Origin of the sequence: Zunongwangia sp. SCSIO 43204, assembly GCF_019904275.1 — a bacterium.
Lineage (GTDB): Bacteria > Bacteroidota > Bacteroidia > Flavobacteriales > Flavobacteriaceae > Zunongwangia > Zunongwangia mangrovi.
In genome coordinates, this window is the sequence record NZ_CP063204.1 from 2,525,097 (window position 1) to 2,538,799 (window position 13,703).

10 protein-coding genes are annotated in these 13,703 nt (G+C 36.5%); 3 read left to right on the plus strand and 7 right to left on the minus strand.

Features of this window, described 5'->3' with window-relative positions; all coding sequences use genetic code 11:
• Nucleotides 1-4: 4 nt before the first annotated feature.
• The gene (locus INR75_RS11090) at nucleotides 5-2,989 is read right to left on the minus strand and encodes an amidohydrolase family protein (RefSeq protein WP_223088852.1); all 2,985 of its coding nucleotides are present in this window, start codon (nucleotides 2,987-2,989) and stop codon (nucleotides 5-7) included.
• An 82-nt stretch (nucleotides 2,990-3,071) separates the two neighbouring features.
• On the minus strand, nucleotides 3,072-4,145 hold the full coding sequence (locus tag INR75_RS11095; protein WP_223088853.1) for a DUF3810 domain-containing protein: 1,074 nt from the start codon (nucleotides 4,143-4,145) through the stop codon (nucleotides 3,072-3,074).
• Nucleotides 4,146-4,298: 153 nt separating this feature from the next.
• On the opposite strand from INR75_RS11095, the gene INR75_RS11100 reads away from it, so the two are divergent.
• Both INR75_RS11100 and INR75_RS11105 read left to right on the plus strand, forming a co-directional pair.
• Nucleotides 4,299-6,170, plus strand: coding sequence for a DUF4859 domain-containing protein (locus INR75_RS11100; protein WP_223088854.1), 1,872 nt, complete (start codon nucleotides 4,299-4,301; stop codon nucleotides 6,168-6,170).
• A gap of 211 nt (nucleotides 6,171-6,381) precedes the next feature.
• On the plus strand, nucleotides 6,382-7,842 hold the full coding sequence (locus INR75_RS11105; RefSeq protein ID WP_223088855.1) for an aminoacyl-histidine dipeptidase: 1,461 nt from the start codon (nucleotides 6,382-6,384) through the stop codon (nucleotides 7,840-7,842).
• Nucleotides 7,843-7,845: 3 nt separating this feature from the next.
• On the opposite strand, the gene INR75_RS11110 is transcribed toward INR75_RS11105, so the two are convergent.
• The 5 genes from INR75_RS11110 to INR75_RS11130 all read right to left on the minus strand — a co-directional run bounded on the left by INR75_RS11110 (nucleotide 7,846) and on the right by INR75_RS11130 (nucleotide 12,474).
• A complete protein-coding gene (locus tag INR75_RS11110; RefSeq protein ID WP_223088856.1) occupies nucleotides 7,846-8,145 on the minus strand; it encodes a hypothetical protein in 300 nt (99 codons plus the stop codon).
• 113 nt (nucleotides 8,146-8,258) lie between these two features.
• A protein-coding gene (locus INR75_RS11115) for an IS3 family transposase (RefSeq protein ID WP_223088857.1) occupies nucleotides 8,259-9,391 on the minus strand; the annotation gives its coding sequence in 2 pieces (ribosomal slippage) (nucleotides 8,259-9,130 and nucleotides 9,130-9,391; 1,134 coding nt in all).
• Nucleotides 9,392-9,751: 360 nt separating this feature from the next.
• Nucleotides 9,752-10,867: a peptidylprolyl isomerase gene (locus INR75_RS11120; RefSeq protein ID WP_223088858.1), complete on the minus strand. Its 1,116-nt coding sequence runs from the start codon at nucleotides 10,865-10,867 to the stop codon at nucleotides 9,752-9,754.
• Between the two features lie 39 nt (nucleotides 10,868-10,906).
• Complete coding sequence (gene gldI, locus INR75_RS11125; RefSeq protein ID WP_223088859.1) at nucleotides 10,907-11,461, minus strand: gliding motility-associated peptidyl-prolyl isomerase GldI; 555 nt, start codon at nucleotides 11,459-11,461, stop codon at nucleotides 10,907-10,909.
• Nucleotides 11,458-12,474 (minus strand): bifunctional oligoribonuclease/PAP phosphatase NrnA, encoded by a 1,017-nt coding sequence (locus INR75_RS11130; RefSeq protein ID WP_223088860.1) that lies wholly within the window; start codon nucleotides 12,472-12,474, stop codon nucleotides 11,458-11,460. Before INR75_RS11130 ends, gldI begins: the two co-directional genes overlap by 4 nt.
• 205 nt (nucleotides 12,475-12,679) lie before the next feature.
• Between INR75_RS11130 and INR75_RS11135 the strand changes: the two genes are divergently transcribed.
• Complete coding sequence (locus INR75_RS11135; protein ID WP_255584521.1) at nucleotides 12,680-13,684, plus strand: alkaline phosphatase D family protein; 1,005 nt, start codon at nucleotides 12,680-12,682, stop codon at nucleotides 13,682-13,684.
• The last annotated feature ends 19 nt before the right edge of the window (nucleotides 13,685-13,703 follow it).

Below are 13,703 nucleotides of genomic sequence, written 5' to 3' on the forward strand. Positions count from 1 at the left end.
TTTTTTATCGGATTACTCCCATAGTGTTACAATGCGCCTCAACTTTGTCTTTTTTCACAACTGGTTGCGTTTTAACGCCTTTATTCTTCGCCTGAAGCATTTGTGTGATCAACTCACTTTTTTGTTTTTTGATCGATTCTCTCAATTCTTTGTCACGATCAATATCAAAATAAACAACACCTTCGATTAATGTTTTTTCCGCTTTTGCATAAACCGATAGTGGGTGGTCACTCCAAAGAACCAAGTCGGCATCTTTACCTTCTTTAATACTTCCCACTTTATCATCGATATGAAGTAATTTTGCAGGATTTAATGTGACTAGTTTCCAGGCTTCTTCTTCGGTTAATCCTCCATATTTCATGGTTTTTCCGGCTTCCTGGTTAAGACGACGGCTCATTTCTGCATCATCACTATTAATTGCAGTGACAACGCCCTGGCTATGCATAATCGCAGCGTTATACGGAATGGCATCTTCAACTTCATATTTATACGCCCACCAGTCTGAGAATGTTGCACCACCAATATTTCTTTCGGCCATTTTATCGGCAAGTTTGTAACCTTCAAGAATGTGAGTAAATGTATTTATTCTAAAATCCATACTATCTGCAACATGCATTAGCATATTGATCTCACTTTGCACATAAGAATGGGAAGTAATATTTCTTTCGTCACGAAGAATTTCTGCAAGCGTTTCCATCTCGATATCTTTACGGTAAGAATCTGGATTGGCTTCTTTATTCTTCATGTATTCTTTAGCGCGACCAAAGTAATCCATAAATACCTGCTCTACACCCATTCTTGTAACCGGGAATCTATTACCGCTTCCCCAGTTAGATTGTTTTACGTTTTCTCCTAAAGCAAATTTTATGAATTTTGGAGACTCTGGGAAAATCATATCCTCTGCAGAAGATCCCCATTTTAGACGAACGATTGCAGATTTACCTCCAATTGGGTTTGCTGAACCGTGCAACAATTGTGCAGTAGTAACCCCACCAGCAAGATCACGGTAAAGTGCGACATCTGTAGGATCGATAACATCTTCCATAGTAACTTCAGCAGAAGAATTATGACCACCTTCGTTAACTGACGAAAGTGCAATATGAGAATGTTCATCTACGATACCTGAAGTTAAATGTTTACCTGTAGCGTCGATCACCGTTGCTCCTCCAGCTTTAAGATCTTTACCGATTTTAGCGATTTTCCCTTTTTTTACCAGAACATCTGCATTTTCCATAATGCCCTGTTCCTCGTTAGTCCAAACGGTTGCATTTTTGAAAAGTATATTTTCTGCTTCCGGAATTTCCTCGAAACCATAAGCGGCGTTAGGGAAGGTAACCGGTACAACTTCAGGATTAGAAGTTTCATCTTCTTTCTTATCCTCGCTATCTTCAGATTTTTCTTCTGAAGAATGTTTTGTTGCAGTAAACGAAGTGGTATCTCCATTAGGTAATATTGCTTTACCGCTAATTTTATCTGAAGCTGAAGCCACTTTAGCAGTTAACCTGATAAATTCTGTTTTAGTAGTATCTGGAGAAGAGACCAACAAATTCATCCAGCTATCTTCAAAACTTAATTTAGATCCTACTTTTACATCTTCGGCTTCGATTTTAGCCTTTGGTCTTTCAGGAGAACCAGTGATATTTAAAGTATATTCTTTTCCGTTTAATTCCAGATCATACTTACCAGTAATATCTGTGGTATTCATGGTGTTAATTACCGCTTTTTCACCCTGAACCCAGTTTTCAAAGATCTTTGAGTCTTTTTCAAAGAAATCTCCAGAGGTGATGATAAAGTTTGCCCAGGCACCTTCTTTAATTTCTCCAATTTTACCGGCCTGGCCAATTACTTTTGCAGGAGTAGTAGTTAATGCAGCAAGAGCATCTTCTTTAGAAAGCCCATATTCGATAGCTTTTAAAAGATTTTCTTTAAATTCTTTTGCTGGGTCAAGACCTTTGGTAGTAATTGTAAACGGAACATCTGCATCAGCAAGCATTTTTAAATTTGCAGGAGCCTGGTTCCATCTTTTCATATCGGCAAGACTTACATATTCAGCCATAAAACCGTCTTCTACATCGTAAGCTGCAGGGAAAGTTAAAGGAACAAGATATGTAGCCTCGGTTTCTTTAATTTGGTCTAGTTTTTCATATTCGAAACCGCTACCCAAAATTACATATTGCACACCAAATTCGTCACCTACTTTATCTACTCTAAGCTCGTTTAGCAAATTGTCTGTAGCGAAAATCTGGGTTAGATTTTTATTTCTGTTTAAAGCTTCTAAGGCAAGATCTTTATTATCTGCATGGCCATTAGCATACCATTTTGCATCGAGGTAAGCTTGTCTTATCAAAGCCATAACCCCCATTGTTGAAGATGGGTAAGATTGCGGTGATTTTACACTTTTATCGAATGATAAATATTGTGCAGAACGATCTTTTAAGATTCGGTCTCCTTCTGTTCCGTTTGGATTTAACGCAATTAAAACACCGCTTCCACGCATAATACCATCTGCAATATGTGTATTTACAACGCCAAAACCTCCATTGTGATATTTACCGGCTTCTCTGGCATCGTAGCTAAAACTTTCTACAGCATTTTGCTCTGGTCTAATATGGTCGTTCCAGTAAAAACCTTCTCTGGTAGCTTCATATTGTCCCGATCTTCCAAAACCAGCTTCACGCTCTGGTTTTTTAATTCCAAATTCGCTATAAAGATCAATGAAAGATGGGTAAACATCTTTTCCTTCTAAATCGATAATAACGCTGTTTTTTGGTGTAGAAATTGATTTTCCAACAGCGGTGATTTTTCCATTTTTAATGGCAAACATTCCATTTTCTATGGTAGATGTGGGGTCTACATGGATAGTTGCATTTTTAAAAACTGTGTAATTGGTGTTGGTTGTTTTTACTCCCGAGTTGGTGGGAAAATATTCCTGGGCAGATAAACTGGTAATTCCCAAAAATAGAAAACATAGTAGAAATTTATATTTCATAAATGTTAGGGGTTTGATTAAAATGTGGTTGAAATTTTAAAAAGCAGAAAATTAAGAAAAAATTAATAAACCCTTAATGAATTTAGAAAGCATTTTCCAGGTCGTCATAATAATTAACAAGTAGAGCAACTACATAACTATAACTGCGTAAGCCTTCCTGTTGATTGTTTACGATAAGAAAGTGATTGTAAAAGGTCTGGAATAAAGGCTCGAAAGGGTTTTGATGCTGAAGCCAGAAATCATCTACTTCTTTATAATTTTTTAAAATCCCAGGGTGTAATTTTTTTACCAGTTTTTCTCCTATTTCTCTATCTCTTCTAAAGAGTTCAGCCAGGCAATACTGAAGCGCAAAGGTAAAGCCACAATACCTAAAATATGGATCGGGGTGATTTATAGTGACCAGGCAGGCAATAAAATTAGCTTCATTTTCTTTAGCGAAGCCTAATTGATGTCCAACTTCATGGCTTGCCGTTGTTGGGATTTTAAAAGGTAAGATTGTAGTATTAACCTGGGCTTCTGCTGTAAGTGGATTTAAATATCCATTAAATCCCATATACGTAAGTGGCCAACTAAAAATAGATCGCTTTAAACTACGCCCTGTGTAAGTAAGTTCAGGAAAGTCATTTTTAATATGATCGTATCCCTTAACGGTAAAATCAAAAATTTCAGCCTTAGAATATGGAATTTCAACTTTTACTGAGTCATTTTCGATAATTTCAAGATGAGTTTTATTGGACTGTTCAATTAGTTTTTCGGTTAATAAAACTAATTCTTCCGTAGAATATTCATTGTCGATATCTAAAGACTGGTGGAGTGGCAGCCGATAATAATTGAAACCCCAAAATAGATGAAAACAAAAGTAAACTATAGAGAGACTCGCAAACATTTCTACAATCCATTCTTTCGGCTTTTTAAACCGAGTTTTAAATCTCTTTATAAGCCAGCGAAGAATAAAGATTACAAGAAGCGTATATAAAACATCACCAAAGGAAAATGTTAAAATACCAAGCGACCAACGCATTATTCTAGAGATGTACGGATAAATTCCGCGACTATACCAGATTTCAATAAACCATTCATTTCCTGCTAAAAACTTTATTAGGATAATCTGAATAGGTAATAAAATGGCCAATACTATTTGGGACTTCTTTTTCACAATCTCAAAAATAGGATTTTTAAGCGTAGTATAAAGAAATTGTTTTCTTCTAAATGCTAATTTAATCGAAGGATGGGGGAAAATAATAGGAATTTAAAATGAACAGACTTTATAATATTGATGTTTATTCTAACCTACTTAATATAAATTTTTATGAGATTACTTAAAAAGCTAATTATTCTATTGCTTTTGAATCTGTTTTTTGTGAATTGTTCTTCAGATGAATCTTTTGAAGAACCTGTTGGAGGAGAAGAGGAAGAAACTCCTGTTGAAGAACCTGAAGAAGAGCCAGCTCCAGAAGAAGGAGAACTTTCAATTTACATTCCTAATGAGTTTAGCGAAATGGATTTTGAAGATCCAGAAAGTACATGGACTTATAACCGAAGCCGTGAATCTGAACATTTTATTGTTTTTTGGGGAGTAGGCTATGGTGATAATGCTCCGGGATCTACAGATACGCCTGCACAGTATCGTGTAGATATCGACGACCTCTTAGAGCGAGCTGAAGATTTTTATGCGCTAAATATTGGGGAATTAGGTTTCGCAGAAACTGGCGTAGGAAACTCTAATCTTGATGAGTATAAAATGATGATCTTTCTATTTTATCAAGAAGAGTGGCTGGCTACAGGCTCTGGCTACGATGATACGATTGGTGCTTTATGGATAAGTCCTAATACTGCGCAACCCGTTGGCCATACCATTGCGCATGAAATAGGTCATAGTTTTCAATACCAGGTATTTTCAGATATAGCAAATGGTCATGGCTTTCGATATGGTTTTGGCGGAAATGGCGGAAATGCTTTCTGGGAGCAAACTGCACAGTGGCAAGGATTTCAGTCGTATCCAGAACTTGCATTTACCGTGGGTGATTTTGGCGTGTATATTGAAAATTATAATAAGCATATTCATCACGAAGATTATCGCTACGCCAGTTATTTTATTCATTATTACTGGACTTCTTTACACGGTAGGGATTTTATTGGTCGTTTATGGCGAGAAGCTCAGGAGCCAGAAGATCCAATTCAGGCATATATGCGAATTACAGGCATAAGCGTAGATGATCTAAATGCTGAAATTTACGATGCAGCAACAAAATTTGTAACCTGGGATTTGGACGATCTTAGAAGTTATGGCGAAGACTTTATCGGCGCTCAAAATTATAATTATACCAGTCAGCCAGATGGTAGCCATATTGTGAGTCCAGATTATGCTCCGCAAACTACGGGATATAATGTAATTCCTTTAAATGTTCCTGAAGCGAATAGCGAGGTTAGTGTAGATTTTACCGGGATCCCCAATGCGGCTGGTTTCAATACTGTAGATGCATCGATCGCAGGTTGGCGTTATGGTTTTGTTGCTTTGCAAGAAAACGGAACTCGTGTTTATGGCGAGATGAATGATGAAAGTGATGGATCTGCCTCTTTAGTAGTGCCAGAAAATACAACAAATCTATGGTTTGTGGTGACCGGTGCTCCAAGCGAATATTCACCGCATGCATGGGACGATGATAATAGTAATGACGATCAATGGCCCTATCAGGTTTCTTTTGCTGAAACAAATATTTTGGGAATTGTAGATCTTCCTGAAGATGGTGAACCACAAAATGTTGATCTAAGTTATGATATTTCGTTCCCTGCGGATACCGAAAATTATACCGGAACAAACGTCACCTTAAATACTGAAGCACTTGCGGAAGCTTTCTTAATGCAGCCTAATCAAATCGCGCAGGAAATAGGAAATTCAATTCAGTTTTATGCTGTAAATAGCAACGGAGACCTAATTGCTGAAACTACAGCGAATGGTTACGGACATTGGTTTGACGCTGCAGGTGACGTAATCGGTTGGGGAGATAATGCGGTAGTGTATTCAGAATTTACTGAGAGCAACTTTAATTTTGAAATTGGTCAATATCCGGGGCATTCTGTTTCAGGAGATACTTACACGATTAGTCAGGCTTTAGTCTACGAATACGAAACTGGTGAGTTTGCTCAGGCAACGATAACTTTCAATATCACTATTGAATAATTCTACTCGAAAATCGATGATTTTAAGACTAAATTTAAAAACTGTTTTGCTTTTGAAAAAGTAAAATAGTTTACACTGAAATTATCAAAAATGGGATTCGTAAGGATCCCGTTTTTGATTTTAGTCTTTAAATTAAGATATTATTATAATTCTTGTCTTTAATTCTCAATTAAATAGCGTTATTTTTGAAAATACATCAAAAAATATAAAAATGAATGATGAGATAAGGGATTTACAACCCAAAGTGCTTTGGAATAACTTCGCAGATCTAAACGAAGTGCCCAGAGCGTCAAAAAAAGAAGACAGAGTAATCGAATTTATCAAAAACTTTGGGGAACAGTTAGAACTGGAAACCCAGGTTGATGAAACCGGTAATGTTGTAATCCGTAAAGCGGCAACTGCAGGTTTGGAAGATCGAAAAACCGTTGTTCTACAATCCCATTTAGATATGGTACATCAAAAAAACAACGATACAAAATTCGATTTTGACACCCAGGGAATAAAAATGTATGTAGATGGCGATTGGGTAAAAGCAGATGGAACAACACTTGGAGCCGATAATGGTCTTGGTGTTGCAACGATAATGACTATTTTGCAAAGTGATGATATTGCGCACCCGGCGATCGAAGCTCTTTTTACAATAGACGAAGAAACAGGAATGACAGGGGCAAAGGGGCTTTCTTCAGAAATATTAAAAGGAGATATTTTATTAAATCTAGATACCGAAGAAGATGATGAAATAGGTATTGGCTGTGCTGGCGGTATCGATATTACAGCTTTGCGTGAATATGAAGAAGAAAATGTTCCTGATAATAGTGTTGGTTATAAAATCGTAGTAAAAGGCCTTCAAGGTGGACATTCTGGAATGGACATTATTAAAGGTTTAGCTAATGCTAATAAATTAATGGCCAGATTATTATATACTGCTTATCGCGATTTTGGATTACGAGTATCTGAATTGCATGGAGGCGGACTTCGAAATGCGATCCCTCGTGAAAGTGAAGCTTTTGTAACAGTAGATAAAGAGGATACCAACTTTTTTGTTCAGCAGATGTTGATGTGGATCGACGAGATCAAAAAAGAATATGCGAGCCTGGAGCCTAACATGGATATTAGTATTTCTGAAGCTGAAATAAGCGGAAAACTAATGAAGGTTGAAGATCAAATGGAAATTATAAAAGCGATCGCATCTGCACATAATGGTGTTTATAGAATGAGTCCCGAGATCGAAGGTTTGGTTGAAGCTTCAAATAACATCGCTAACGTAGTGGTCGCTAACGGAAAGGCAAAAATAAAATGTCTTACAAGATCATCTGTAGAGTCTACAAAAAGTGATCTTGCGCATAGCTTGCAGGCAAGTTTCGAGTTAGCTAAGTTTAAAGTAAAACAATCTGGAGAATATCCTGGTTGGGCACCAAATCCAGATTCTGCAATTCTTAAAGTTTTAGATGAAATTTATCAAAAACAACATGGCGAAAAAGCTAATATTGCTGCCTGCCATGCAGGATTAGAATGTGGAATTATAGGGAATCATTATCCAGATATGGATATGATCTCTTTTGGTCCAACAATTAGAGGAGCACACTCACCAGATGAAAGAGCAAGCATTTCTTCAACTCAGAAGTTCTGGGATTTTACACTAGAGGTGCTTAAAAATATTCCGAAGAAATAGGAATTATAAAATTTCCTTCTGAATAAGTTCGTAGCAGCGATAGCTGAATTTGTTCAGAAGGTTTTTCCATACCTTATTTAAATTTGTGTTTTTATTATCATAAGCGACATACTTTTTGATAATCATACCTTCTCTTGGTGTAGCTTCAAAATTTATGTCAGATTCAATAACTGCAGAAGTATCTACTGTTTCTACCTTACCAATTACTTTGAAATTTACCGCATATTTCTCATAAATTCCTAAGAAATCTCTTTCTTCATAGGTATAGACATTTTCGTTTTTAACTATTTCTTTAAAAATCAAAGTGTCTACTGAAATTTTATAATTTGGAGTTTTTGCTGAGAAATTGAAATTTCTTTCTTCAAGATCTTTAACTAGAATTTTATTGAAATTATTTACAATTTTGTAAGCTTCCCCTAATTAGAACTGCCTGATTGTCTAAAATTACTGTTTTTCATAGTTCTGGCGGTACCGCCAGAACTATGAAATTCTGCATAGGCTACAGGTGCCATTTTTCCTAAGGCATCATGTGGCCGTACGTTATTATAATCTTCCATCCAAGTTTGGGTTTGTTCCCTGACTTGGTTTAGATCTTCAAAGATATACTTATTGAGTACTCCTCTTCGGTAACTTCCATTAAAGCGTTCAATAAATGCATTTTGTGTCGGCTTTCCGGGTTGGATATATTGAAAAATGATGCCTTGCATCTGACTCCACTCCGAGGCGATCTTAGCTACAAATTCAGGACCATTATCCATCCTTATTTTTTGAGGTTTTTCCCTGCGATTAATTAAATGGTTTAATACCCAAATGACACGCTTGCTGGGCAATGAAAAATCAATTTCTATATGTAATACTTCCCGGTTATAATCATCAATAACTGTTAGGCCGCGGAAGCGTCTTTTATTCTCTAAAACATCAGTAACAAAATCAATACTCCAACTACGATTGGGAGCTAATGGAACTTCCAAAGGTTCTTTGACTCTGGCCGGTAATCGCTTTTTTACCTTTCTTCTTAAACTTAAACCAAGTTTTTTATAGACCCGGTACACCCGTTTATGGTTCCAAGGCTTACCTTCATGGCGTAATCGTTCATAAGCCATCCAAAAGCCCTCTTCCGAATGTTCTTCAGCCTTTTGTTTTAAAGCTGTTTCAATCGCAGTGTCGTTCTTCGGCAAAGGACTGTAGTAATAAACACTCTTACTCATATTCAAAACACGGCATGCCCTACTAATACCGTAATGAATAAGTTCTTTTGTGATAGCTCGTTTACGGCAGGGCTTTAAAGCTTTTTTTCAATAATCTCTTTGGCCATTTGATGATCCAGCGATAAATTGGCATACATCTGCTTGAGCCTCCGATTTTCTTCCTCAAGGTCTTTTAAACGCTTAAGTTCTTTACCGTTCATACCGCCATAACGTTCCCGCCACTTGTAAAAAGCAGCTGTGCTGATTTTGTACTCCCGGCTGATCTCAGCAGCCGTTTTGCCGTTATCAAATTCCTTTAAAATCTTGGCGATTTGTTGTGGTGAATATTTACTCTTCTTCATAATTACTGTTTAAATTAAGCAAAATATTATACTTTTAAACAGTTCGCTTTTAAGGGAAGCTTACAATTTTTTGAGAGTCTTTTTCGAAGAATTTTTTCAGGAAATAAGAATCTTCATTATAAGTCTTAATCAATTCTGGTTTGAAATTTAATGAAGTGTTTTTCGGAGTTTCAAACTTTCTATTCTTCCACCTAAAATCATTATTTAGGTTATTTGTATTTAATAGATTGCAGGATATAAAAGTAAGCGCAAGCAGGGCAAAGAAAAATTTTCTCATTTAGATGATAGTTGATGAAACATTTTACCTAAAAAGCAAAAAGCCTGCCAAGTGGCAGGCTTTATATTATTAAATAAAAGCTTTTATTTAATATCCACCAGATCAACAATAAAAACTAAATCGGTATTTGGTTCGATTGGTCCACGACCTCTTTCACCATAAGCAAGATGACTTGGGATATATAAAATAGCTTTATCACCAACTTTCATTTGTTCAATACCTTCATTAAACCCGGCGATCATAGGTGCATCTGGACCGTAGGGAATATTTAATGGAGCATAACCACCTTGCATACTTCGCATTTCATTGAAGATGTCGAATTTCTTGGCAACATCCTCTTTGCTGGTATCAAAGATGCCACCATCTAAGAAGTAACCTTCGTAATCTACACCAACTTTTTGTCCAATTTTAGGTTTAGGTCCATCTCCTTCTTCAAGAATATGAATTCCTAGTCCGCTATCTAAAGTTTCTGCTTCGTCACGATATTTATCGAACATAGCTTTGTTTTCGGCTTTTGTTTCTTCAAGTTTTCTGGCCGCTTCTTCTTCAGCATCTTTAATTTTCTGAAGTTCATCTGCAAAAACCTGTGGCGCATCAAATTTTCTGGCTGCTTTTCCTTTTCTAATAATTTCAACCTCATTGATCACAACATCTTTTACAGGACGATCACGAGGATCTGTCTCTACTTTTCCTATGGCATCAACAACATCCTGTCCTTTTACTACTTTACCAAAAACGGTATGTCTTCCGTCTAGATTGGTAGTAGGAGCTAGGGTTACAAAAAATTGACTACCATTAGTTCCCGGCCCAGCATTAGCCATAGAAAGAATTCCTTTAGAATCATGACTTAAACTATCGATGGTTTCATCTGGGAAACGATATCCCGGGCCACCACGACCGGTTCCTGTTGGATCACCACCCTGTATCACAAAACCATCAATGATTCTGTGAAAAATAATTCCGTCGTAAAAATTCTTGTTTTTATAAGTACTGTCTACCATGGTGCTGGTTCCTTCAGCAAGAGAAACAAAACTAGCAACAGTAATCGGGGTTTGGTCGTAATAAAGCTCAGCTATAAAAGGCCCCATAGAAGTATCGAATCTCGCATACATCCCGTCTTCTAGATCTGGGTAATCATCTTTACAGGCTGTAAAAGCCAAAACAATAGCGCTTAAAAGTAAAAGGCTAAATTTCTTCATTATATTGATTTTAATTTTGGGTAAAAATAAATAAGTTTTTTAGTTTATAGAATCTATCTCTTGGATACTATGTAATGTTACAGTTGTTTTAATGGGAATATTGGTTCCAATGCGATCTTTATCACCATAATACCCAAAAGCTTTATACGAAGGAAATAAGAATGTAACAGTTTCACCGGCTTTCATAAGTTTTAAGCCATTCCTTAAACCACTAAATAAATTTTCCTGGTCTATAGCGTATTCCTTTGTTGGCTTTTCCCCTTCAGCATAAATCGTTTGGTCATCCAGAGTTTTAATATGATAGTCGAAACTTACAATATCGCCAAATTCTGGTTTTTGGGTAGAAACAGAATCGGCTACTTTTTTATTGTAGAAATACCAAAATCCGTTATTGCTTGCGATGTAATTTGTGGAGCTGTCTTCTGCAATAATTCCTTTTATCAAAGATTCTTCCTGCGCCAGTAGCTTTTTATTTCGTGCTACAGATTCGTTTATGTAACTGCCGGAATTCTGGCTCACAGGATAACGTGCTTCTGGAGATTTACAGGAAATTGCTATTGAAATTATTAAGAAACTAAAAATTAGTTTTTTCATGCCTGAAGTTGTTCTTTATATTCAGGAAGTAATCGATTAAATTCTACAATAGTATCATTCATAGAGACTTCACTTCTTCCGCCGGCCGCATTATTATGGCCACCACCATTAAAATGTGCGCGAGCAAATGAATTTACTGAAAAGTCACCTTTAGAACGGAATGAAATTTTAATGATTCCTTCTTGTTTATTTTCGATAAAAATAGCTGCAAAAATAATTCCATCAAGAGAAAGTCCGTAATTCACAAAACCTTCAGTATCTCCTTTTTTGAAATTGTGAGTATCTAATTCTTCCTGAGAAATGGTGATATAAGCCGTTCTAAATTGTCGATTAATTTTTAAATTTTGAAGCGCTACGCCCAGTAATTGCAATCTACTTTCAGAATTAGTGTCAAAAACATCCTGATGAATTTTGCTATTTTCAGCACCTTTTTCGATAAGATCGGCTACCACGCGATGCGTATTTGGTGTAGTGCTGGAAAATCTAAAAGATCCGGTATCGGTCATTATTCCTGTGTATAGACAACTCGCGATTTGCGGAGTAATTTTCTTTTTAGCGCGAAGTCTTTCTATAAAATGGTACACCATCTCGCAAGTAGAACTCATGCTGGTATCACTATAGGTGTAATCTGCATAATCTGCAGGTTCCTGGTGATGATCGATCATTATAAAAGTTGCTTCGCTTGCTTGCAAAGAATTTTGCATATCACCACAACGAGAAAGATCATTAAAATCTAGCGTAAAAATGATCTCAGCTTTTTCGATAATTTCGTCTGCTGTTTTTTTATCCTCTTCGTAAATAATTACTTCGTCGTTGCCAGGTAGCCATTTAAGAAAGTCTGGATATTCGTTAGGTGCAATTACGGTAGCATTATGTCCTTTATCTTTCAGGAAATGCATTAAGGCCAAGGTGCTTCCCATGGCATCGCCATCTGGACCTTTGTGTGGCACGATCACTATGTTGTTAGCATTGGCTAATTCCGCAGTAATTTCTAAAATATATTGCTCTATCATAAGATTGGTAAAGATACAATTTAATGTCTTATTAAGCTTTGTTCGGCAATCACGATTTCATCCTTCTTTAATCTATTTCTGCTATAATTTTTTTCTAGATCAGCATTTGTTTAAATACGGGTAATTTACCATTTCGTTAAACTTAGCTTCGGTCTTTAGAAGTTGGCAGTCAATGTTTATTTTTATTGGACACAAAACAACAAAAATGCTTAGAATTTTACGATTTTCAGTTTTATTATTTCTTTTAGGTTGTAATTCTACCTCTAACGTCGTTAATACCGACGAGCAGGAAATCGATTTAAAAGAGTACGATTATACTATTGTTTTTGGTAGTTGTAACGATCAGGACAATCCGCAACCACTTTGGGACCCCATTTTGGCTCATTATCCTGATGCTTTTATTTGGGGTGGCGATAATATTTATGCCGATACGCCAGATATGGAGAAGATGAAAGAGATGTATAATTTTCAGAATAATGTTGAAGAATATCAGCAGTTGGTAAATTCTACAGTCATGTTGGGAACTTGGGACGATCACGACTTCGGAAGTAATAATGCCGGGAAAGAGTGGGGCAAGAAAGCTGAAAGTCAGCAATTATTTCTCGATTTTATGAATGTACCTGAAGATGATTCGCGTAGAGATCGAGAAGGCGTTTATTATTCACAGGATTTAAATGCTGAAGGGAAAACCATAAAAGTGATTTTGCTGGACACTCGTTATTTTAGAGATCCTATTAATGAAGGGCGAGAAGGTACAATTTTAGGCGAAGCACAATGGAAGTGGTTAGAGAATGAATTAAACACTAGCACGGCAGATTATCATGTTATAATGAGCAGCATCCAGGTGTTAAGTCGCCAACACCGTTTTGAAAGATGGGCGAATTTTCCAGAAGAGCGTGAGCATTTATTAGATATAATTGTGAGTTCTGAAATTAAAAACCCGATCATTATTAGTGGCGATCGTCATATTTCAGAATTTTCGAAAACGGATATCGAAGGTCTGGATGCGCCATTGTACGACTTCACTTCTAGTGGGATGACGCATGTTTACGATGGGTTTAGTGGAGAGCCTAATATGTATCGTGAAGGAGAGGTGATCTTTCAGTTAAGTTTTGGTGTTTTGAACTTTGGTTTTGAAAATCAGGAAGTTAATATGCAAATGAGAGGCGTAGAAAATGCGCTTTTGCAAGAAACAAGCGTCAAATTTTAGAAAATCGATATAAAGTTTT